The sequence below is a fragment of the Bradyrhizobium liaoningense genome, assembly GCF_018130955.1.
In the GTDB taxonomy this organism is placed as follows: Bacteria; Pseudomonadota; Alphaproteobacteria; order Rhizobiales; family Xanthobacteraceae; genus Bradyrhizobium; species Bradyrhizobium liaoningense_C.
In genome coordinates, this window is the sequence record NZ_JAFCJM010000018.1 from 79,880 (window position 1) to 101,199 (window position 21,320).

Here is a 21,320-nt window from a genome sequence, read left to right on the forward strand (position 1 = left end):
TAATGACGAAGCTTATCATCGACGGCAAAGAGATCGATGTCCCGCCGGAGTACACGCTGCTGCAGGCGTGCGAGGCGGCCGGCGCCGAGATTCCGCGCTTCTGCTACCACGAGCGGCTGTCGATCGCCGGCAATTGCCGGATGTGCCTGGTCGAGGTGAAGGGCGGGCCGAAGCCTGTCGCAAGCTGCGCCTGGGGCGTGCGTGACTGCCGTCCGGGCCCCAAGGGCGAGCCGCCGGAGATCTCCACGCGTTCGCCGATGGTGAAGAAGGCGCGCGAAGGCGTGATGGAGTTTTTGCTCATCAACCATCCGCTGGACTGCCCGATCTGTGATCAGGGCGGCGAGTGCGACCTGCAGGACCAGGCGATGGGCTACGGCGTCGACACCTCGCGCTTCGCCGAGAACAAGCGCGCCGTCGAAGACAAGTATCTCGGCGCGCTGGTCAAGACCTCGATGAACCGCTGCATCCAGTGCACGCGCTGCGTCCGCTTCTCGGCGGAAGTTGCCGGCGCTCCGGAGATGGGCGCGACGGGCCGCGGCGAGGACATGGAGATCACGACCTATCTCCAGCACGCGCTGACCTCCGAATTGCAGGGCAACCTCGTCGACATCTGCCCGGTGGGTGCGTTGACCTCGAAGCCTTATGCTTTCGCCGCGCGTCCCTGGGAGCTCGGCAAGACCCAGTCGATCGACGTCATGGACGGTCTCGGCTCGGCGATCCGCGTCGACACGCGTGGCCGCGAGGTGATGCGCATCCTGCCGCGCATCAACGAGGCCGTGAACGAGGAGTGGATTTCGGACAAGACCCGCCACGTCGTCGACGGCCTGCGCACGCAGCGGCTCGACCGGCCCTATATCCGTGAGGCCGGCAAGCTGCGCCCGGCGAGCTGGACCGAAGCCTTCGCGGCGATCGCCTCGAAGGCCGGTCGCTCGGACGGCAAGCGGATCGGCGCCATTGCCGGCGATCTCGCCGGTGTCGAGGAGATGTTCGCGCTCAAGGATCTGCTCGCCAAGTACGGTTCGACCAATATGGCCGTGCAGGGCGGCGACGCCTTCGATGCAAAACTCGGCCGCGCCTCCTACATCTTCAACCCGACCATCGTCGGCCTCGAGCAGGCCGATGCATTGCTGATCATCGGCGCCAATCCGCGCAAGGAAGCCGCCGTGTTCAACGCGCGCATCCGCAAGCGCTGGCGTGCGGGCGGCTTTAAGGTCGGCGTGATCGGCGCCAAGGCCGACCTGACCTACGATTACGATCACATCGGCGCGGGCACCGAGACGCTCGGCGAACTCGCGGCCGGCAAGCACTCCTTCATGGACGTGTTGAAGAACGCCAAGCATCCGATCGTGCTGGTGGGTGCGGGCGCGACCTCGCGCCATGACGGTGCGGCCATTCTTGCTGCCGCCGCCAAGCTGGCGCTCGATGTCGGTGCGGTGAAGGACGGCTGGAACGGCTTTGGCGTGCTTCAGGATACGGCTTCGCGCGTCGGCGCGCTCGACATCGGCTTTGCCGCGGGAAGCGGTGGGCTGAATGCGGCGCAGATGACGACGTTCGGGACGCTGGATCTGCTGTTCCTGCTCGGCGCCGACGAGATCAAGGCGCCGGACGGCACCTTCGTGGTCTATATCGGCACCCATGGCGACCGCGGCGCGCATCGCGCCGACGTCATCCTGCCGGCAGCCGCCTACACCGAGAAGTCGGCAATTTACGTCAACACGGAAGGGCGGGTGCAGATGACCGGCCGCGCGGCGTTCCCGCCGGGCGAGGCCCGTGAGGACTGGGCGATCATCCGCGCGCTGTCGGAAGCGCTGGCTAAGAAGCTGCCCTACGACTCGCTGGCCGCGCTGCGCCAGGCGGTCTTCAAGGCGGTGCCGCACCTGATCCGTCTCGATCAGATCGAGGCCGGCTCCGCCGACCAGGTCAATGCGCTCGCAGGCAAGGGCGGCACGCCGGAAAAGGCGCCGTTCAAGCCGCTGATCGAGGACTTTTACCTGACCAACCCAATCGCGCGTGCGTCCGCCGTGATGGCGGAATGTTCGCGGCTTGCCTCCGGGCAGATGCTGACCGCAGCGGAGTGAGCGTGATCTGATGGCATTCTTCGAAAGCGCATTCTGGACCGGGTTCCTCTGGCCGCTGATCATCATGGTCGCGGAGAGCGTCCTGCTGCTCGTCGTGCTCCTGGTCGCGATCGCCTACATCCTGCTCGCCGACCGCAAGATCTGGGCCGCGGTGCAGATCCGGCGCGGCCCGAACGTCGTCGGTCCCTGGGGCCTGTTCCAGTCCTTCGCCGACCTCCTGAAGTTCGTGCTGAAGGAGCCGATCATTCCGGCCGGTGCCAACAAGGGCGTGTTCCTGCTCGCGCCACTGGTGTCGTGCGTGCTGGCCCTTGCGGCCTGGGCGGTGATCCCGACCAATCTCGGCTGGGTGATCTCCGACATCAATGTCGGCATCCTCTACATCTTCGCGATCTCGTCGCTGTCGATCTACGGCATCATCATGGCCGGCTGGTCGTCGAACTCGAAATATCCGTTCTTGGCCGCGCTTCGCTCGGCCGCGCAGATGGTGTCCTACGAGGTCTCGATCGGCTTCGTCATCATCACGGTGCTGCTCTGCGCCGGCACGCTGAACCTGTCCGCGGTGGTCGAAGCGCAGAACACGCGCGGGCTTGCCAGCCTGATCGGCCTGCCGCAGCTCACCATCTTGAACTGGTACGTCTGGCCGCTGTTCCCGATGTTCGTGGTGTTCTACGTCTCGGCGCTCGCGGAAACCAACCGTCCGCCCTTCGACCTCGTCGAGGCCGAGTCCGAGCTGGTCGCCGGCTTCATGGTCGAATACGGCTCGACGCCGTATCTCCTGTTCATGCTCGGCGAGTATGTCGCGATCTGCACGATGTGCGCGATGGCAACGATCCTGTTCTTAGGCGGCTGGCTGCCGCCGGTGAACCTGCCGCCCTTCACCTGGGTGCCGGGGATCATCTGGTTCTCGCTCAAGCTGTTCTTCATGTTCTTCCTGTTCGCGATGGCGAAGGCGATCGTGCCGCGCTACCGCTACGATCAACTGATGCGGCTCGGCTGGAAAGTGTTCCTGCCGATTTCGCTCGCGATGGTGATCGTGGTAGCCGGCGTGCTGCATTTCGCCGGCATCGCGCCGAAGTGAGGCTTGCCATGGGTATCAACATCAACGCCACTGCGCGCTCGCTGCTGCTGTCGGAATTCGTATCGGCGTTCTTCCTCGCCATGCGCTACTTCTTCCAGCCGAAGCCGACGCTCAACTATCCCTTCGAGAAGGGCCCGATCTCGCCGCGCTTCCGTGGCGAGCATGCGCTGCGCCGCTATCCGAACGGCGAAGAGCGCTGCATTGCCTGCAAGCTGTGCGAGGCGGTCTGCCCCGCGCAGGCCATCACCATCGAGGCCGGTCCGCGCCGCAACGACGGCACCCGCCGCACCGTGCGCTACGACATCGACATGGTGAAGTGCATCTATTGCGGCCTCTGCCAGGAGGCCTGCCCGGTCGACGCCATCGTCGAGGGCCCGAACTTCGAATTTGCGGCCGAGACCCGCGAGGAGCTCTACTATGACAAGGCCAAGCTGCTCGCCAACGGCGACCGCTGGGAACGCGAGATCGCCAAGGCGATCGAGCTCGACGCGCCGTACCGGTGAGGTGAGGGCATGATCCTTCCCGCCACCACCACGTCATTCCGGGGCGCGCGAAGCGCGAACCCGGAATCTCGCGCCACAACCTCCAGATTCCGGGTTCGCGGGCTTTGCCCGCGCCCCGGAATGACGGGGAATTCCAGATGATCCTTCCCGCGCTGTTCTTCTATCTGTTCGCCGGCATCTGCGTCGCCTCGGCGGTGATGGTGATTGTCTCGCGCAATCCCGTGCACTCCGTGCTGTATCTGATCCTGGCCTTCGTCAACGCCTCGGGCCTGTTCGTGCTGCTCGGCGCCGAGTTCCTGGCGATGATCCTGATCGTCGTCTATGTCGGAGCGGTCGCGGTGCTGTTCCTGTTCGTCATCATGATGCTCGATGTCGATTTCGTCGAGCTGCGCGAAGGCTTCATCGAATATCTGCCGGTTGGTCTGGTGATCGGCGGCATCTTTCTGTTCGAGCTGCTGCTGACCGTCGGCTTCTGGGTCATCAACCCCGGTGTCGCCAAGACGATCACGGCGGCGATCCCGGCCAACGTCTCCAATACCGAGGCGCTCGGCCTGGTGCTCTATACGAAGTATATCCATTACTTCCAGCTCGCCGGCATGGTGCTCCTGGTCGCGATGATCGGCGCCATCGTGCTGACGCTGCGGCACAAGGCTTCCGTCAAGCGGCAGGACATCAACGTGCAGAATGCGCGCACGCCCGAGATGGCGATGGCGCTGCGCAAGGTGGCGTCGGGGCAGGGGCTCTCGGATACTGACGCGGCGGAGTGGGTGAAATGACGATCGGGCTCGGACATTATCTGGCGGTCGGCGCGATCCTGTTCACGCTCGGGATCCTCGGCATCTTCCTCAACCGCAAGAACATCATCGTCATCCTGATGTCGATCGAGCTGATCCTGCTCTCGGTCAACATCAACCTGGTGGCGTTCTCGACCTTCCTCGGCGACATCGTCGGCCAGGTTTTCGCGTTGCTGGTCCTCACGGTTGCAGCCGCCGAAGCCGCGATCGGTCTCGCCATCCTGGTGGTCTATTTCCGCAACCGCGGCTCGATCGCGGTTGAGGACGTCAATCTGATGAAGGGCTGAGCTCAGTCATGGTTCAGGCAATTGTCTTTCTGCCTCTGCTGGGCGCCATTCTGGCCGGCCTGATCGCCATTTTCGGCGCGCATGCCCGTAACCCCAGCGGCGACACGGTCGAGCATCACGGACACGGGCATGACGATGCCCATGGTCACGGCGACGCCCACGCGGCGGCTCATGATGACCATGCGCATGACGATCACGGTCATGGTCCGGCCGAGCCGGCGGCTGCCGGCTCGCGCCTGGCCGAATTGATCACGACGGGGCTGCTGTTCGTGTCGGCGGCGCTGTCCTGGTTCACGCTGGTCGATGTCGGCTTCATGCATCATGATGCGCGGATTCCGCTGCTGCCCTGGATTCTGTCCGGCGACCTCCAAGTCTACTGGGCGTTGCGGGTGGACACCCTGACGGCCGTGATGCTTGTCGTGGTCACGACCGTGTCCTCGCTCGTGCACATGTACTCCATCGGCTACATGGACGAGGATCCGTATCGGCCGCGCTTCTTCGGCTATCTCAGCCTGTTCACCTTCGCGATGCTGATGCTGGTGACCGCTGATAACCTCGTGCAGCTCTTCTTCGGCTGGGAAGGCGTTGGTCTCGCAAGCTATCTGCTGATCGGCTTCTGGTATCAAAAGCCGTCGGCGAACGCGGCCGCGATCAAGGCCTTCATCGTCAACCGCGTCGGCGATTTCGGCTTCGCACTCGGCATCTTCGCGATCTTCGCGCTGGTGGGCTCGACCGATTTCGAGACCATCTTCCATGCCGCCCCCAGCCTCACCGGCAAGACCATCAACTTCCTCGGCTGGCAGGCGGATGCGCTGACGCTGACCTGTCTCTTGCTGTTCATGGGCGCGATGGGCAAGTCGGCGCAGTTCCTGCTGCACACCTGGTTGCCGGACGCCATGGAAGGCCCGACCCCGGTTTCGGCGCTGATCCACGCCGCGACCATGGTCACCGCTGGTGTCTTCATGGTGGCGCGCCTGTCGCCGCTGTTCGAGCTCGCGCCGAACGCGCAGGCCGTCGTGATGTTCTTCGGTGCGACCACGGCGTTCTTCGCGGCGACCGTCGGCCTCGTTCAGAACGACATCAAGCGCATCGTCGCTTACTCGACCTGTTCGCAGCTCGGCTACATGTTTGTGGCGATGGGGGCGGGGGCCTATTCGGTCGGCATGTTCCACCTGTTCACGCATGCCTTCTTCAAGGCGCTGCTGTTCTTGGGCTCCGGCTCGGTGATCTACGCGATGCATCACGAGCAGGACATCCGCAATATGGGCGGTCTCTGGAAGAAGATCCCCTACACCTATGCGGTGATGGTGGTCGGCACGCTGGCCTTGACCGGCTTCCCGCTGACGGCCGGCTACTTCTCCAAGGACGCGATCATCGAGTCCGCCTACGCCTCGCACAATCCGCTGGCGTTCTACGGCTTCCTGATGACCGTGATCGCGGCGTGCCTGACCTCGTTCTACTCCTGGCGCCTGATCTTCAAGACCTTCCACGGCGAGCCGCACGATGAGCATCACTACGAGGCGGCGCATGAGAGCCCGATCTGGATGCTGATCCCGATCGGCGTGCTGGCAGTCGGCTCCATCGTCGCCGGCTTCCCGTTCAAGGAACTGTTCGCCGGTCACGGCATCGAGGAGTTCTTCCGCGAGTCCGTGAAGATGAACCCGCACATCATCGAGGAGATGCACCACATCTCGCCGGCCATCGCCTTCCTGCCGACGGTGATGATGGTGGTGGGCTTCCTGATCTCGTACCTGTTCTACATCCGCCGGCCGTATCTGCCGGTCGAACTCGCGACCACCCAGCCGGGGCTGTACCAGTTCCTGCTCAACAAGTGGTATTTCGACGAGCTCTACGAGGTCATCTTCGTCCGTCCGGCGAAGTGGATCGGCTACCAGCTCTGGAAGAAGGGCGACGGCTTCATCATCGACGGGTTCGGCCCGGATGGCGTCTCGGCGCGCGTTCTGGACGTCACCCGCAACGTCGTGAAGATCCAGACCGGCTATCTCTATCACTACGCATTTGCCATGCTGATCGGTGTCGCCGGCCTGATCACCTGGTTCATGTTCGGCTTCGGAGGCCAGTAAATGACAACCTGGCCCATCCTTTCCGTCACCACCTTCCTGCCGCTGGTCGGCGCGCTGATCGTCTATGTCAGCCGCGGCGACGATGAGGCGGCCAAGGGTAATTCGCGCTGGATCGCGCTCTGGACCACGCTGATCACCTTCGCGGTGTCGCTGCTCCTGGTCTGGCGCTTCGATCCGACGGTCGCCGACTTCCAGTTCGTCGAGAAGACCAATTGGCTGGCGGCCGGCATCACCTATCACATGGGCGTGGACGGCATTTCGCTGCCCTTCGTGATCCTGACCACCGCCTTGATGCCGTTCTGCATCATCGCGAGCTGGAAATCGATCCAGACCCGCGTCCGCGAATACATGATGGCGTTCCTGATCCTGGAAACGCTGATGGTCGGCACCTTCTCGGCGCTCGACCTCGTGCTGTTCTATCTGTACTTCGAAGGCGGCCTGATCCCGATGTTCCTGATCATCGGCGTCTGGGGTGGCCCGCGCCGGGTCTATGCGTCGTTCAAGTTCTTCCTCTACACGCTGCTCGGCTCGGTGCTGATGCTGCTCGCCATCATGGCGCTCTACTGGAACGGCGGCACCACCGACATCCCGACCCTGATGCACACCGCCGTGCCGCGGTCGTTGCAGACCTGGGCCTGGCTGGCGTTCTTCGCCTCGTTCGCGGTGAAGATGCCGATGTGGCCGGTGCACACCTGGCTGCCCGACGCGCATGTCGAGGCGCCGACGGCGGGCTCGGTCATCCTGGCCGCAATCCTGCTGAAGATGGGCGGCTATGGCTTCCTGCGGTTCTCGCTGCCGATGTTCCCGCTGGCCTCGCATGACTTCGCGCCGCTGATCTTCACGCTCTCGACCATCGCCATCATCTACACTTCGCTGGTGGCCTTGATGCAGGAGGACATGAAGAAGCTGATCGCGTACTCCTCAGTCGCGCATATGGGCTTCGTCACCATGGGCATTTTCGCCGGCACCATGCAGGGCGTGGCCGGCGGCGTGTTCCAGATGATCTCGCACGGCATCGTCTCCGGCGCGCTGTTCCTCTGCGTCGGCATCGTTTACGACCGCATGCATACCCGCGAGATCGCGGCCTATGGCGGCCTCGTGAACCGGATGCCGCTCTACGCGCTGACGTTCATGGTTTTCACTATGGCCAATGTCGGTCTGCCCGGCACGAGCGGCTTCGTCGGTGAATTCATGACGCTGCTCGGCACCTTCAAGGTCTCGATCCCGACTGCGTTCGCTGCGACGTTCGGCGTGATCCTGTCTGCCGGCTACGCGCTGTGGCTCTACCGCAAGGTCGTGTTCGGGACGCTGGTCAAGCCGTCGCTGGCGAGCATCAAGGACCTCACCTTCCGGGAGTGCCTGACCCTGTTCCCGCTGATCGCGCTGACCATTCTGTTCGGCGTCTATCCGAAGCCAGTGCTCGACATGTCGGCCGCCTCGGTCCAGCAACTCGTCAACAACTACAACACCGCGGTCTCGGCTGTAAAAGCTGCCGCACTGCTGCAATGACAGCGGCAGGGTGAGGATATCGCCATGAGCTTTGAGACTGCAGGATATCAACTGGGGCCGGTGCTGCCCGAGCTCGTGCTCGCGATCGGCAGCATGGCGCTCTTGATGCTGGGTGCCTATCGCGGGCAGGAGACGACCAAGGCGGTGACCACGCTCGCGGTGCTGCTGCTGGTCCTCACCGGCGTGCTGGAGCTGGCGTTGCCGGCTGGCAAGCTCGTGACCTTCGGCGGCAGCTTCATTGTCGACGATTTTGCGCGCTTCCTGAAAATCCTGGCGCTGATCGGCTCGGCCGTGACTCTGATCCTCTCCGCGGAGTTCCTGTCGGACGCCTCGCGCCGCATTTTCGAGTACTCGATCCTGGTGCTGCTCTCGACGCTCGGCATGATGGTGCTGATCTCGGCCGGCGACTTGATCTCGCTGTATCTCGGACTGGAGCTGATGTCGCTCTCGCTCTACGTCGTGGCGACCAGCCATCGTGACAACGTCAAGTCCAACGAGGCCGGCCTGAAATATTTCGTGCTTGGTGCGCTGTCGTCCGGCATGCTGCTCTACGGTGCCTCGCTGATCTATGGCTTTACGGGCACCGTCAGCTTCGCTGGCATCGCGGCGGTCGCCAAGACCGCTAATGTCGGCCTGGTGTTCGGCCTCGTCTTCCTGCTCGCCGGCCTCTGCTTCAAGGTTTCGGCGGTGCCGTTCCATATGTGGACGCCGGACGTCTACGAGGGCGCGCCGACGCCCGTGACCGCGTTCTTCGCCTCCGCGCCCAAGGTCGCGGCGCTCGCGGTCTTCACCCGTGCGACGCTGACCGCGTTCCCCGGCATTCTCGGCCAGTGGCAGCAGATCATCGTCTTTGTGGCGATCGCCTCGATGGCGCTCGGCTCCTTTGCGGCGATCGGGCAGACCAACATCAAGCGCCTGATGGCCTATTCCTCGATCGGTCATATGGGCTTTGCGCTGGTCGGCCTTGCCGCCGGCACCACCGAGGGCGCGCAGGGCGTGCTGGTCTACATCGCGATCTATGTGGCGATGACGCTCGGCTCCTTCGCCATCATCCTCGCCATGAAGCGCGACGGCAAGAACGTCGAGAACATCAGCGATTTCGCCGGTTTGTCGCGCACCAATCCGCTGATCGCCTTCTTCTTCGCGATGCTGCTGTTCTCGCTGGCCGGCGTCCCGCCGCTCGCCGGCTTCTTCGCAAAGTGGTACGTCTTCGTCGCGGCCATCAAGGCGAACCTGTTCACGCTGTCCGTGATCGGCGTGCTGACCAGCGTGGTGGGCGCCTACTACTATCTCACCATCGTCAAGACGATGTATTTTGACGAGCCGCTGACCAAGCTCGACCCGGTCAGGGTCGAGCTGCGCACGGTGCTTGCGGTCGCCGGCCTCTTCAACATCCTGTTCTTCGTCTATCCGGCGCCGCTCGTGAGCATGGCGAGCGCGGCGGCAAAATCGCTGTTCTAGGGATGAGTTTCGCGCTCGGTCATCGAGCTCTCCAGGCGGGCTACCGGCTCGCAGCCTTCGACAAGATCGGCTCGACCAACGCTGAGGCGCTGGAGCGTGCCCGTGCCGGCGAGCAGGGCCCGATCTGGTTCGTGACCGCGCAGCAGACCGCCGGACGTGGCCGCCGCCAGCGCGCCTGGATCGCGCCGCGCGGCAATCTCGCCGCCACCATTTTGGAAGTGCTGGATATTGCCCCGGCTGTTGCCGCAACGATCGGCTTTGCCGCGGGGCTGGCCGAGGCGACGGCGCTGGACCAGGTCAGCATCGAGGCTGCGCTGCGCCTTGGTCCGGCACGCCCGACCTACGCCCTGAAATGGCCGAACGACGTGCTGTCCGGCGGCAAAAAGCTCGTCGGGATCGGCCTTGAAGCCGAGGCTATCGGCGGCCGTCTTGCCGTCGTGGTCGGCATCGGCACCAACGTGGTCGCCGCGCCCGAGGGCCTGCCGACCCCGGCCGTATCGCTTGCTGCGCTCGGGGTGCAGATCAGCGCGGAGGAGCTGTTCACCGCGCTGTCCGACGCCTGGGTGGAGTTCCGTGGCATCTGGGACAACGGCCGCGGCTTTGCCGAGATCCGTCGCCTCTGGCTGGAGCGCGCCGCGGGCCTCGGCGAGAAGGTGGCGATCAATACCGGTAACGCGACGCTTGAAGGCATTTTCGACACGATCGACGACAGCGGCTGCCTGATCGTCCGCACCGCGGATGGCCGGCGCGCGCCCGTGGCCGCGGGCGAGGTGTTCTTTGGAGCGGCGGCATCGGTAGGAGCGGCGTGATGGCGAGGCCCGACGAACTGGTCTTTGCGCCGCTCGGCGGTGTGGGCGAGATCGGCATGAACCTGTCGATCTACGGCCTCGGCAACCGCCATCAGCGCGCCTGGCTCGCGATCGATCTCGGCGTCTCCTTCGGAGACGAGGAGCACCTGCCGGGCATTGACCTGATCATGCCCGACATCAGCTTCCTGGAGAAGGAACGCAAGAATCTCATGGGTCTCGTGCTGACGCATGCCCATGAGGATCATTTCGGCGCCATCATCGATCTCTGGCCAAAGCTGAAATGCCCGATCTACGCGACCAAGTTCAGCGCCGCGCTGTTCGAGGCCAAATGCGCCGCCGAGCGCAACGCACCTGATATCCCGGTGACGGTGATCCCGTCCGGCGGCCGCGTCGACGTCGGGCCGTTCAACGTCGAGTTCATCCCGGTCGCGCACTCCATCCCGGAGTCGCATGCGCTCGCGATCCACACTGAAGTCGGCACGGTGCTCCACACCGGCGACTGGAAGATCGATCCGACGCCGATCATCGGCCAGCCGACCGACGAGCGGCGGCTGCGCGAATTGGGCGAGGAGGGGCTGCTCGCCCTGATCGGCGATTCCACCAACGCCGTGCGCGAGGGCCGCTCGCCCTCGGAAGCCGAGGTCGCCAAGACCATTATCGAGCTCGTCAAAGGGGCCAAGGGCCGCGTCGCGGTGACGACCTTTGCCTCCAACGTCGCCCGCATCAAGGCGGTTGCGGACGCGGCCAGGGCGGCGGATCGCGAGGTCGTGGTGGTTGGCCGCGCCATGGATCGGGTTGTGCAGGTGGCGCGCGAGACCGGCTTTCTCGACAGTGTGCAGAACTTCCGCAGCCCCGAGGTCTACGGCCATCTCCCCCAGGAAAAGGTGCTGGCGCTGTGCACCGGCAGCCAGGGCGAGCCGCGCGCGGCGCTGGCGCGCATCGCCAATGACGACCACCCGGAAATCACGCTGAACAAGGGCGACAGCGTGATCTTCTCCTCGCGCACCATTCCCGGCAACGAGAAGGCGGTCGGCTCCATCATCAACAATCTGGTCTTGCAGGGCGTCGAGGTCATCACCGACCGCACCCATCTCGTCCACGTCTCCGGCCACCCCCGCCGCGACGAGCTGCGCGACCTGATTGCCTGGACCAAGCCGCAGCTCCTGATCCCCGTGCACGGCGAGCCGCTGCATCTGCACGAGCATGCCAAGCTTGCGCGGGCCGCCGGCGTGCCAAAAGTGCTGGTCTGCCGCAATGGCGACCTGGTGAAGCTTGGACCCGGCGATCCCGGCATCGTCGGCGCGGTGCCCTCGGGCCGGCTCTACAAGGACGGCACGATTTTGGAGGATTCCAAGTCGCGCGCGGTAGTCGAGCGGCGCCGGATGGCGTTCTCCGGCTGCGCCTTCGTGGCCATCGCCATAACCGAGCAGGGCGAGCTGGCCGACGATCCCGAGGTTGATCTCGTCGGCATCCCCGACAAGAATAGGGCCGGCGAGACTTTTGACGATCTCGTGTTCGACGCCGTGGTCTCGACGGTGGAGGGCCTGCCGCGGGCGCGGCGCCGCGACGCCGACGCGCTGGCGGAATCGGTGCGGCGCGCCGTTCGCGCGGTCATCAACGAGCATTGGGGCAAAAAGCCCCCCTGTCTGGTACATGTGCTGACAGTCTAACTATTTGAGCATGATCTTTTCGGAAGACCGCGGATCATGCTCTGAGGGAGAAGGAACATGCTGGGCCGGCTCAATCACGTCGCGATCGCGACCAGGGACGCCGCCAAGGCGGCGAAGATCTATGGCGCCGCATTCGGCGCGCAGATTTCGGATGCGGTAGCGTTGCCCGAGCACGGCGTCACCACCGTGTTCGTGACGCTGCCCAACACCAAGATCGAGTTCATCGAGCCGCTGGGCGAAGCCTCGCCGATCGCCAAATTTTTGGAGCGCAACGCCGACGGCGGCATCCACCATGTCTGCTACGAGGTCGTCGACATCACCACCTCGCGCGATGCGCTGGTGAAGGAAGGCGCCCGCGTGCTCGGCGACGGCGTGCCGAAGATCGGCGCCCACGGCAAGCCGGTGCTGTTCCTGCATCCGAAGGATTTTTCCGGCGCGCTGGTCGAGATCGAACAGGCGTAAGGCGGGCCATGGCCTATCAGATCTCAACCGCGCTCGCGATCTACTTCGTGCTGTGGTGGGTCACGCTGTTCGTGACCCTGCCGTTTGGCGTGCGCAGCCAGCATGAGGACGGCGTTGGCGAGCCGGGGACTGATCCCGGCGCTCCGATCCTGACCAGGATGGGGCCCAAACTGATCTGGACCACCATCATTTCTGCCATCGTTTTCGGGCTTGGCATGACCGCTTATCATGCCGGATATTTGTCGATCGAACGATTGTCGAAATTGATGGGAATGCCGTTCTAGGTTCGGGACGGCGGCGTTTGGGGGGAAGAATGACTTTTCAGCGGATCGTCATTGCGCTCTTGGTGCTGATCGTCGCGGGCCTTGGCGCCATCGGCTATTTCGAATGGAAAATGGCGGTCCAGGTCCGGACCATGAAGGCTTTCGTCGAAGGCTACGTCTTCAACGAGGCGGTCGCGGCTTGCGAACGGACCCAGAGCTCGACGCCGTTCAAGTGGAACGGCGGCAAGAGCACCTCGGTCATCGGCCTTAACTCGGTCAAAACAGACAAATACACGGTCTTCGCCAGCTACACGCTGGTGGCGGACGGCGTCTATTGCGACTACGATCCGATCAAAAGAAAGGCCGACATCGGTTCGAGCTTCCTGGAGCGCGAGTGACGATCCGGCCATGACAAGCATGGGGTGGGAGCGTCATGAAGGCCGAAGGGGCGGAGCAATACCGAATCCTGCATGAAGCCGATCTGCGGGACTATCTGGCCGGAGTGCCGGCGCTCGCATCGGTACTGGGCGGCGCGCCCAACGCCTGGTCGATCACAGAAGTCGGCGACGGCAACCTCAATCTGGTGTTTATCGTCAAGGGCGCGGCCGGCGGGATCGCCGTCAAGCAGGCACTGCCCTATGTGAGGCTGGTCGGTGAAAGCTGGCCGCTGCCGCTGTCGCGAGCGCATTACGAATTTTTGGCGCTGTCGCGGCAGGCCGAGCTCGCGCCCGGCCTCGTGCCCGCGCTGCTGCACCACAACGACACGCTCGCGCTGACGGCGATGGAGCTGCTCGAGCCTCACATCATCATGCGCAAGGGGCTGGTCGCCGGCATCCAATATCCGCGCTTCGTCGAGGATATCTCGACGTTCATGGCGCGGACGCTGTTCTTCACCTCCGACCTTGCGCTGTCAGCCGCGGAAAAGAAGGAGGGCATCGCGGCCTTTGCCGGTAATCATGCGCTGTGCAAGATCACTGAAGACCTGATCTTCACCGACCCTTATCGGGTCGCCGAGCAGAACCGCTGGACTGCGCCACACCTCGACGCCACGGCAGCCAGCCTCCGTGAGGACCTTGACCTGCATGTTGCGATTTCGCGGCTCAAGCTCAAATTCATGGCGAGCCCGGAGGCGCTGATCCATGGCGACCTCCATACCGGCTCGATCATGGTGACGGAGACCGAGACGCGGGTGATCGACCCCGAGTTTGCCTTCTATGGCCCGATGGGTTTTGACGTCGGCGCCGTCATCGCCAATCTGCTGATGGCCTATTTTGCTTCCGCCGGTCATGAGCGCACGCCGGGCGAACGGCGGGCGTTCGAGGGCTGGGTGCTCGACACCGTCGAGAAGGTGTGGAGCGAGTTTTCGCGAAAATTCCTCGATCTCTGGCGCGCGGGTGCAGCAGGCGACGGCTATCCGGCCCCGCTCTTTGCCGGCGACAAGGGCTGCGCACGGCTCGAGACGGAGCGGCAGGCCTATATGCAGCGGCTGTTCGCCGACACGGTCGGCTTTGCCGCGGCAAAAATCATCCGCCGCATTTTTGGCCTCGCGCACAATATCGATTTCGAGCTGATCGAGGATCCGCAGAGGCGCGCGGTCTGTGAAGCGCGCGCCGTACGGCTGGCGCGCATGATGATGGTGAACACGGCGGCTTTCCCCGACATCACCAGCACAACCGCAGCAGCTCGAGAATCAGCTATGCTCTCCGAACGAGAATATTTCTCGTAGGTGCTCCTGAGTTCAGGCGTGAAGCGATTCCTAAATCCAGGAGCATCTCGCTCCGGTAGGAGGTTCACATGAAATTGGGTGTGAAGGTCCAGAAGACTTTGCCGAAGAACGTTCGTGATCGGGACAATGTGAATATCGGTGGCATGGCACCGGTATTCGCTGCCGAAAAGTAGCCGCGTGGCGATCGAATGGGGCTGGCTTCGCCGCCCCATTCACCACAACAGGCATTGTCGCGCGTGACCAGCAGATCAGTGTTGTCGTCAGCTTGTTGGCCTTCTGCGGCCACCGTTGTGCTTGGAATATCCGGTTTTTGAATTCGCTGACGTGCGGCTGAAATGTTGGACGAGCGAACCAGGAGGTCGGTTCGGTGTCGCTGATCACATTTCATGAGCTTGTCTATAATCACCGCCCGCCGATCCGGGCATCCAAGAGCGCCGGCGATCAACTTCCGGCTGGTCACCATCGCTGTGAACCCGTGCGAGCTGCCTCGGGCTTGGGCTGGTACGTCTTCTTGCCGGTGCCTTTCAAGCTGCTCTGGTCCGGCCGCAAGACCCTGATCAGCCTCGACGACGGGACAACCTGGAACAAACTGGACGCTATCCAGTATCCAGATTTCGAGAAGACATTTCAGAGCCGCGCTCCCGAAGCGGCGAAGTTCTCTTCCCCCTGGATGTGCGGCATGACGCAGTTTCACGGCATCATGCAGATTTGGCCTGGATATTTGATCAAGACTGCGCCGGGCTACAGTCTGTTGGTGCGGTCTCCCGCCAATGTCGTGCCGGACGATGCCTACCATGTGATGGAAGGGATCGTTGAGACCGATCGCTGGTTTGGTCCGCTCTTCACCAATATCAAGCTGATCGACACGGGCATTCCGATCGACTTTCGCTCTGACCAGCCGTTCCTGCAACTGATCCCCATTCATCGGTCGGAGTATGACGACGAGAAGCTGAACAACTTCGCGGTCCACGAAGGCTTCGATGGTTTGACTGCTGAGGACTGGAAGGCGTTCGAGCGGACGATCGTGCAGCCCGGCATGAACCCCATCGGAAGACGACAGGGCGCCTACGCTGTGGCGGCTCGAAAGCGGCGGGCCGAGGAGAGGCGACAATGACTCGAGAGCAACTCGTCGCTTATATGCCTTGGGGCATGTCGCTGATGACCATGTATGGATACTGGGTCATTGGCAACAAAACGTGGTGGTCCTGGTACGTGCCACTCGTGACCCAGACGCTCTGGTTCATCTGGATTGCAACGTCCGGAAATTTCGGTTTCCTGCCCTCTGCCGTTTTTCTGACGGCCATCGCTACTCGGAATCTGTTCAAGTGGCGTCGGGAGACGCTTCAAACCGCCTGAAGAACTCTGACACGCTCCCGGGACCACGGCGCGCGCGGTGCGGCTCACGCGCATGATGATGGTGGGGACGACGAAGTTTCCCGATATCGGCGCCGTGACGGTAGCCGCCTTCTCGGCCGCCGGCGAAGCTCAAGCCATTCTGCGCGAATTTCTTCAACGATTTGTACTTTGCATGGGGTTGTTCTCGCGTTTTTTGGGGCCAAGCGGCCTCTCTTCACCTCGCGCCGCTTGCGGGGAGAGGTCGGATCGCGCAGCGATCCGGGTGAGGGGGAGCCTCCCCGAGCCTGACTGTCCGAGTTGATTGCGGCGCGCTCAATCGGGCAGACCGGCCATGCGGAGGCCATCCAGATAGTGCGCGAAGCTTGCCGTGTCGCCGAACAGGTGGGTTTCTCGCACAAATGCTATCGACGTGCTTGGTCGCTTGGCCTGCAGTTCTTGGATGCAATTCCTGGCCTCGTCGAGCCTGCCAAGCTGGGCCAGAGCCGCGATCAACACGGTATACCGCGACCATTGGAAATTCGGCTGCTGCAGCGCGCGCCTCGCCCATTCGGCGGCTTCCTCGTAGCGTTTCAGAAAATACGCAGCATCCGCAAGCCGCACCAGAAATGATCCCATGTTTGGATCATGCGGACTTAGCCGTATCGCCGCTGTCAGATGGGGGATGCTCTCCTCTGCGCGTCCCGAGAATACGAGCGTCGCGCCCAGGCCGTAATGTGCGAGTGCCAGTGAAGGGTTCAGCTCCAAGGCTGTCTTCAGCTCGCGGAATGCAGCGTCATATGCGCGGCGCATGTAGTAGGCCCGCCCCAACGTACAGTGCGCGCCAGCATCTTCGGCGTCGAGCGCCACTGCCCGCAGCGCCGGTGCGAGTGCCTTCTCGCGATTGTCCGAAATGGAATCTGCGAAACCGTAGACGCCCTCGTAGTAATAGGTCTCGGCGAGCCCGGAATGTGCGGGCCCGAGCTGCGGGTCCATCGCGATTGCCTGTGCAAAATATTGCCGCGCGCGCTGCAGGTCGTCCTTGGTGTACTCATAAAGGTGCGACATGCCGCGCTGGTAGAGATCCCATGCGTCGAGATTGTCCGGACGCTTGCCGGCCGAGCGCCGGCGCTCGACCTTTCCGAGCTCCGGCTCGACAGCGCCGATGATTGTCTCCGTGATCTCGTCCTGCATGGCGAATATGTCGGACAGTTCGCGATCGTAGCGCTTTGCCCAAAGCTGTCTTCCGGAGGTTCCCTCCGCTAGCTGGGCGCTGATCCGGACGCGCTCCCCAACCTTGCGGACGCTGCCCTCGAGCACGTAGCGCACGCCGAGTTCGTGCGCGACCTGCTTAACGTCGGTCGAGCGCCCCTTGTAAGCAAAGGATGAATTCCGCGCTATGACGAAGAGCCAGCGCGCGCGTGACAGCCCTGTGATGATGTCCTCGGTCATGCCGTCGGCGAAATAGTCTTGCTCGGGATCGCCGCTCATGTTTGTGAACGGCAAGACGGCGATCGAGGGCTTGTCGGGAAGCGCCAAGGGACGTGCGAAGGCTGGTCGTATCTGCGCTGCCTCGCCGCTGAGCCGCACCCGGTAGACCCGCACCGGCCAGGCGATGTTCTTGAGTTGCTGTTCGCCGGCATCCTCAAAGGCGATGTCGAGCCTGCCTCGCGCATCTTCCTGCACGCGGCCCGAAACGCAGATCCCACCCGGTTCAGCGAGGCCCTCCAGACGGGCTGCCACGTTCACGCCATCGCCGTAGATGTCGCCTCCGTCGATGATGATATCGCCGACATTGATGCCAACGCGAAACTCGATCCGTCTCTCCGGGGGGACGTCGGCATTTCTCTCGAGCATGCCGCGCTGGATATCGACGGCGCAACGCAGTGCGTCGACCACGCTGGCGAACTCGGCCAGCATGCCGTCGCCTGTCGTCTTGACGATCCGTCCCAGGTGTTCCTCGATCCTGGGATCGATATGCGCATGGCGATGAGCCTTCAATTGGGCAAGCGTGCCCTCTTCGTCGGCGCTCATCAGCCGGCTATAGCCAGCGACGTCGGCCGCCAGGATTGCCGCTAGCCGTCGCTGCACGCGCTCGCCAGCCATGGCACGCCTCTCATCCGTCGGAGGATATTACACGGTTCCGGTTGCGCGGGACATGAGGCGAAATAGTTGCAATCCATCACCGCTGGCCGACGTCCAAAACGGCGCCCTCGAACGACCAGAAGACCCATTCGTTCGCCGTTGTTATCCGACTTGTAAGCGCTATCGTGCACAAGCGGCGAAGCCGCGACATTCACCCATGAATTGCAAATATGGGAGACTCGCATGAAATTCATAATTGCTTGGTCTGTACCTCAAGGCACTTTCAATGCAGCAGTCGCGCGCTTCCTGGAAACCGGCGGCGCACCACCCGATGGCGTCAAGATGTTGGGGCATTGGCATGGCATGAATGGCCAGGGATTTGCGATCTCCGAATCGGGTGATCCAAAGGCCATGTATCGTTGGGTCGCCCAATGGTCTGACCTGCTTCCGTTGACCGTCACGCCTTGCCTGGAAGACGCGGACGCGGGCGAGGTCATGGCGTCGCTTCCCAAACGCTGACGTTCATCCCGATCACAGCCACCGCCGCCGGGTTCGGCGGCGGTGCGAGCCGAAGCAGGCGCGAGTTCGTCCCGGGCGCCCAGGCTGGGCGAGGGGGCGAAGCAGTGGATCAATCGGCCGTCTTCTCGCGCAACCGCTGCGCATAGACATTGATCACGAGCGCGGCGAGCAGGATCAGGCCGCGGATCAGGATCTTCAGGAAGCTATCGATATTGACGTGGTCGAGCCCGTTGTTGAGCACGCCGAGGACGAAGAGGCCGACGATGGTGTTGCCGATGCCGCCGCGGCCGCCGAACAGGCTGGTGCCGCCGACCACCACGGCGGCGATGGAATCCAGAAGATAGGTGTCGAACTCATTCTGCTGCGCGCTACCGAAATGGGCGACGCCGAGCATGCCGCCGATGCCGGAGCAGACCGCCGAGATCACCATCACGGTGCCCAGGATCAGCTTGACGTTGAGGCCGGAATATTCGGCCGCCTCGCGGTTCCCGCCGACCATGTAGACGTAGCGGCCGAACCGCGTGTAGGTGAGGACGAGGTGGCCTGCGAGCAGCATGATGGCCGCGACGATCACGATCCAGGGGATGCCGCCGATCGAGCCCGAGCCGAGCGTCGAGATTAGGCTCGGTACCTTGTAGGCGATCTGTCCGCGCACCAGCAGCGCCGAGATGCCGGCCGCGATCTGCATCATCGCCAGCGTCATGATGAAGGAGGGGATGCCGATCACCGTCAGCCCCAGCGCGTTGACGAGACCGAGCAACGCGCAGAGCAGGATCGACAGCAGGATCGCGACTGCGCCGGGTAGGGGCACGTTGGCGATGTTGACGTAGGATTCCTGGAGCGTGAAGTAGGCCACGGCGATGCCGGTGACGTTGGCGATGCTGGCGATCGAGAGATCGATCTCCGCACACAGGATCACGAAGGTGAGGCCGACCGCGATGATCCCGGTCACCGACACCTGCGTCAGGATGTTGCCGAGATTGTCTAGCGTTGCAAAGGACGGGCTCGCGAAGGCGAAGAAGAGGCTCAGGAAGATCAGGGTCAGGAACGGCGCGATGTTGCGCATCTGCGAGCGCAGGAACGGACCGATGCCGCGCGCCTTGCGATCCGCAGCCAAAGCCGTCTCACTGCTCGCCATTGTGCTTCTCCGTCACGCCGCCTCCAGCAGGCGGTCTTTGCTGACCGGTTCGTTCGTGAATTCACGCACCAGCGCGCCGCGCTTGAGCACGAGGATGCGGTCGGCCAGCGACAGCACCGTCTCCGGCTCGGTGGACAGGACGATGATCGCCAGCCCCCTGGCGCGGAGATCCCGCACGATATTGATAACGTCGTTCTTGGCCCCGACATCCATGCCGCGCGTCGGCTCGCAGAGAACCAGCAGTTTTGGCGGATAGGTCAGCCATTTCGCCAGTGCGACCTTCTGCTGATTGCCGCCGGAGAGCATGCCGAGGTCGAGGGCAACGACCGGCGGCCTGATCTGTAATTGCTCGACCTGGTGCTTGGCGATCTCCCGCTCGCGCGCCGGCTTGAGCAGGAGAGCGGAGATGCGGTCCAGAATGCTGATCGAGACGTTCTTGTAGACCGGCTCCTGGTGGAACAGCATCGCGCGCCGGCTCTCGGGTACCAGCGCCACGCCGGCGCGCCGCGCCGCCGCCGTGCTGGCAAAACTCTTGGCCGCGCCGTCGACGATGAGCGCGCCGCTGTCCGGCTTCAGCTTGCCGAACAGGATGCGGGACAATTCCTGCTGGCCGCAGCCCATGAAGCCGTAGATGCCGAGCACCTCGCCGGCGCGCGCCTCGAACGAGACGTCCTGCAGGCTGCGGGCGAGGGAGAGCTGGTCGACCTTCAAGACCACCGGACCGTCGCTTGGCTTCGGCAGGCTGAGGTCGTCGGTGTAGCTGTGCTCCAGCACCTCGCCGCCGCGGCCGATCATGGCCTCGATCAGCGCGCCCTTGGTGGTGGCAGCCGAGGCCGTCTCGGCGACCTTGCGGCCGTTACGGAACACGGTGACGGTGTCGGAGACGCGAAGGATGTCCTCGATGAAATGCGAGATGAAGACGATGCCGGTGCCTTCGTCGCGCAGGCGCCGCAGCGTCGTGAACAGGCGCTCGACCTCGGGCGGGGAGAGGGCGGAGGTCGGCTCGTCCAGGATGACGATGCGGGCGCCCGAAAACAGCACGCGGGCGATCTCGATGAGCTGCTGGAGCCCGATCGGCAGGTCGCCGAGCCGCGACATCGGGTCGACGTTGATGCCGAAGCGCGCGAGCTGCTCGCCGGCCTCCCGCGCCATGCGCCGCCACTGCACGATGCCGAGCCGGTTGGTCGGCTGGTTGCCCAGGAAGACGTTCTCGGCGACCGTCAGGTCGGGCGCGACGCTGAGCTCCTGATGCACCATGGCGATCCCGGCTGCATGGGCGTCACGGGCCGAGCGAAAGCGGGTTTCCTGGCCATTGACCAGGAAACGGCCGGAGAATTCGGGGTGCACGCCGGCGATGATCTTCATCAGCGTGCTTTTTCCGGCGCCGTTCTCGCCGACGAGACCGTGGATCTCGCCGGCGTAGAGCGCGAAGTCGACACCACGAAGCGCTTCGACACCGCCGAAGCTCTTCGTGATGCCCTGCAGTTCGAGGATCGGCGAGCGTGCCTGCTGCATCGAGCGA

Annotated in this window: 21 protein-coding genes; 17 read left to right on the forward strand and 4 right to left on the reverse strand. The window is 63.6% G+C overall.

Going from position 1 to position 21,320, the window contains the following annotated elements; genetic code table 11:
• Positions 1 to 2: 2 nt before the first annotated feature.
• The 14 genes from nuoG to mtnK all read left to right on the forward strand — a co-directional run bounded on the left by nuoG (position 3) and on the right by mtnK (position 14,724).
• Positions 3 to 2,078: an NADH-quinone oxidoreductase subunit NuoG gene (gene nuoG / locus JQ632_RS17495; protein ID WP_212403803.1), complete on the forward strand. Its 2,076-nt coding sequence runs from the start codon at positions 3 to 5 to the stop codon at positions 2,076 to 2,078.
• A 10-nt stretch (positions 2,079 to 2,088) separates the two neighbouring features.
• Complete coding sequence (gene nuoH, locus JQ632_RS17500) at positions 2,089 to 3,156, forward strand: NADH-quinone oxidoreductase subunit NuoH (protein WP_212403804.1); 1,068 nt, start codon at positions 2,089 to 2,091, stop codon at positions 3,154 to 3,156.
• A 14-nt stretch (positions 3,157 to 3,170) separates the two neighbouring features.
• Positions 3,171 to 3,659 carry an NADH-quinone oxidoreductase subunit NuoI gene (gene nuoI, locus JQ632_RS17505; protein ID WP_212403843.1) on the forward strand — a complete coding sequence of 163 codons (489 nt, stop codon included), beginning with the start codon at positions 3,171 to 3,173 and terminating at the stop codon, positions 3,657 to 3,659.
• Positions 3,660 to 3,796: 137 nt separating this feature from the next.
• Positions 3,797 to 4,435, forward strand: coding sequence for an NADH-quinone oxidoreductase subunit J (locus tag JQ632_RS17510; RefSeq protein WP_212403805.1), 639 nt, complete (start codon positions 3,797 to 3,799; stop codon positions 4,433 to 4,435).
• Complete coding sequence (gene nuoK, locus JQ632_RS17515; protein ID WP_008547737.1) at positions 4,432 to 4,740, forward strand: NADH-quinone oxidoreductase subunit NuoK; 309 nt, start codon at positions 4,432 to 4,434, stop codon at positions 4,738 to 4,740. Before JQ632_RS17510 ends, nuoK begins: the two co-directional genes overlap by 4 nt.
• A gap of 8 nt (positions 4,741 to 4,748) precedes the next feature.
• Positions 4,749 to 6,824, forward strand: a complete 2,076-nt coding sequence (gene nuoL, locus JQ632_RS17520; RefSeq protein WP_212403806.1) for an NADH-quinone oxidoreductase subunit L — start codon at positions 4,749 to 4,751, stop codon at positions 6,822 to 6,824.
• Positions 6,825 to 8,333, forward strand: coding sequence for an NADH-quinone oxidoreductase subunit M (locus JQ632_RS17525; protein ID WP_212403807.1), 1,509 nt, complete (start codon positions 6,825 to 6,827; stop codon positions 8,331 to 8,333). It begins immediately after the preceding gene.
• A 24-nt stretch (positions 8,334 to 8,357) separates the two neighbouring features.
• Positions 8,358 to 9,794: an NADH-quinone oxidoreductase subunit NuoN gene (gene nuoN, locus JQ632_RS17530; RefSeq protein ID WP_212403808.1), complete on the forward strand. Its 1,437-nt coding sequence runs from the start codon at positions 8,358 to 8,360 to the stop codon at positions 9,792 to 9,794.
• A 2-nt stretch (positions 9,795 to 9,796) separates the two neighbouring features.
• On the forward strand, positions 9,797 to 10,603 hold the full coding sequence (locus JQ632_RS17535; RefSeq protein WP_212403809.1) for a biotin--[acetyl-CoA-carboxylase] ligase: 807 nt from the start codon (positions 9,797 to 9,799) through the stop codon (positions 10,601 to 10,603).
• Entirely contained in the window at positions 10,603 to 12,273 is a 1,671-nt protein-coding gene (locus JQ632_RS17540; protein ID WP_212403810.1) for a ribonuclease J, read from the forward strand. The genes JQ632_RS17535 and JQ632_RS17540 overlap by 1 nt, the downstream gene beginning before the upstream one ends.
• Before the next feature lie 57 nt (positions 12,274 to 12,330).
• Positions 12,331 to 12,735 (forward strand): methylmalonyl-CoA epimerase, encoded by a 405-nt coding sequence (gene mce / locus JQ632_RS17545; RefSeq protein ID WP_212403811.1) that lies wholly within the window; start codon positions 12,331 to 12,333, stop codon positions 12,733 to 12,735.
• A gap of 8 nt (positions 12,736 to 12,743) precedes the next feature.
• On the forward strand, positions 12,744 to 13,019 hold the full coding sequence (locus tag JQ632_RS17550; protein WP_212403812.1) for a DUF1467 family protein: 276 nt from the start codon (positions 12,744 to 12,746) through the stop codon (positions 13,017 to 13,019).
• 29 nt (positions 13,020 to 13,048) lie between these two features.
• Complete coding sequence (locus JQ632_RS17555; RefSeq protein ID WP_212403813.1) at positions 13,049 to 13,396, forward strand: hypothetical protein; 348 nt, start codon at positions 13,049 to 13,051, stop codon at positions 13,394 to 13,396.
• Between the two features lie 35 nt (positions 13,397 to 13,431).
• The gene (gene mtnK / locus JQ632_RS17560; RefSeq protein ID WP_212403814.1) at positions 13,432 to 14,724 is read left to right on the forward strand and encodes an S-methyl-5-thioribose kinase; all 1,293 of its coding nucleotides are present in this window, start codon (positions 13,432 to 13,434) and stop codon (positions 14,722 to 14,724) included.
• Between the two features lie 64 nt (positions 14,725 to 14,788).
• Here the strand turns inward: mtnK and JQ632_RS17565 are convergent, their stop codons facing one another.
• On the reverse strand, positions 14,789 to 15,112 hold the full coding sequence (locus JQ632_RS17565; protein WP_212403815.1) for a hypothetical protein: 324 nt from the start codon (positions 15,110 to 15,112) through the stop codon (positions 14,789 to 14,791).
• On the opposite strand from JQ632_RS17565, the gene JQ632_RS17570 reads away from it, so the two are divergent.
• Together JQ632_RS17570 and JQ632_RS17575 are read left to right on the forward strand one after the other, a co-directional pair.
• Entirely contained in the window at positions 15,092 to 15,838 is a 747-nt protein-coding gene (locus JQ632_RS17570) for a DUF6065 family protein (protein ID WP_212403816.1), read from the forward strand. The genes JQ632_RS17565 and JQ632_RS17570 overlap by 21 nt on opposite strands.
• Entirely contained in the window at positions 15,835 to 16,080 is a 246-nt protein-coding gene (locus JQ632_RS17575; RefSeq protein WP_212403817.1) for a hypothetical protein, read from the forward strand. The genes JQ632_RS17570 and JQ632_RS17575 overlap by 4 nt, the downstream gene beginning before the upstream one ends.
• Positions 16,081 to 16,392: 312 nt before the next feature.
• Here the strand turns inward: JQ632_RS17575 and JQ632_RS17580 are convergent, their stop codons facing one another.
• Positions 16,393 to 18,162, reverse strand: a complete 1,770-nt coding sequence (locus JQ632_RS17580) for an adenylate/guanylate cyclase domain-containing protein (protein WP_212403818.1) — start codon at positions 18,160 to 18,162, stop codon at positions 16,393 to 16,395.
• Between the two features lie 222 nt (positions 18,163 to 18,384).
• Between JQ632_RS17580 and JQ632_RS17585 the strand changes: the two genes are divergently transcribed.
• The gene (locus JQ632_RS17585; protein ID WP_212403819.1) at positions 18,385 to 18,660 is read left to right on the forward strand and encodes a DUF3303 domain-containing protein; all 276 of its coding nucleotides are present in this window, start codon (positions 18,385 to 18,387) and stop codon (positions 18,658 to 18,660) included.
• Positions 18,661 to 18,769: 109 nt separating this feature from the next.
• Here the strand turns inward: JQ632_RS17585 and JQ632_RS17590 are convergent, their stop codons facing one another.
• Both JQ632_RS17590 and JQ632_RS17595 read right to left on the reverse strand, forming a co-directional pair.
• Complete coding sequence (locus JQ632_RS17590; protein ID WP_212403820.1) at positions 18,770 to 19,798, reverse strand: ABC transporter permease; 1,029 nt, start codon at positions 19,796 to 19,798, stop codon at positions 18,770 to 18,772.
• A 12-nt stretch (positions 19,799 to 19,810) separates the two neighbouring features.
• Positions 19,811 to 21,313, reverse strand: coding sequence for a sugar ABC transporter ATP-binding protein (locus JQ632_RS17595; protein WP_212403821.1), 1,503 nt, complete (start codon positions 21,311 to 21,313; stop codon positions 19,811 to 19,813).
• Between the last annotated feature and the right edge of the window lie 7 nt (positions 21,314 to 21,320).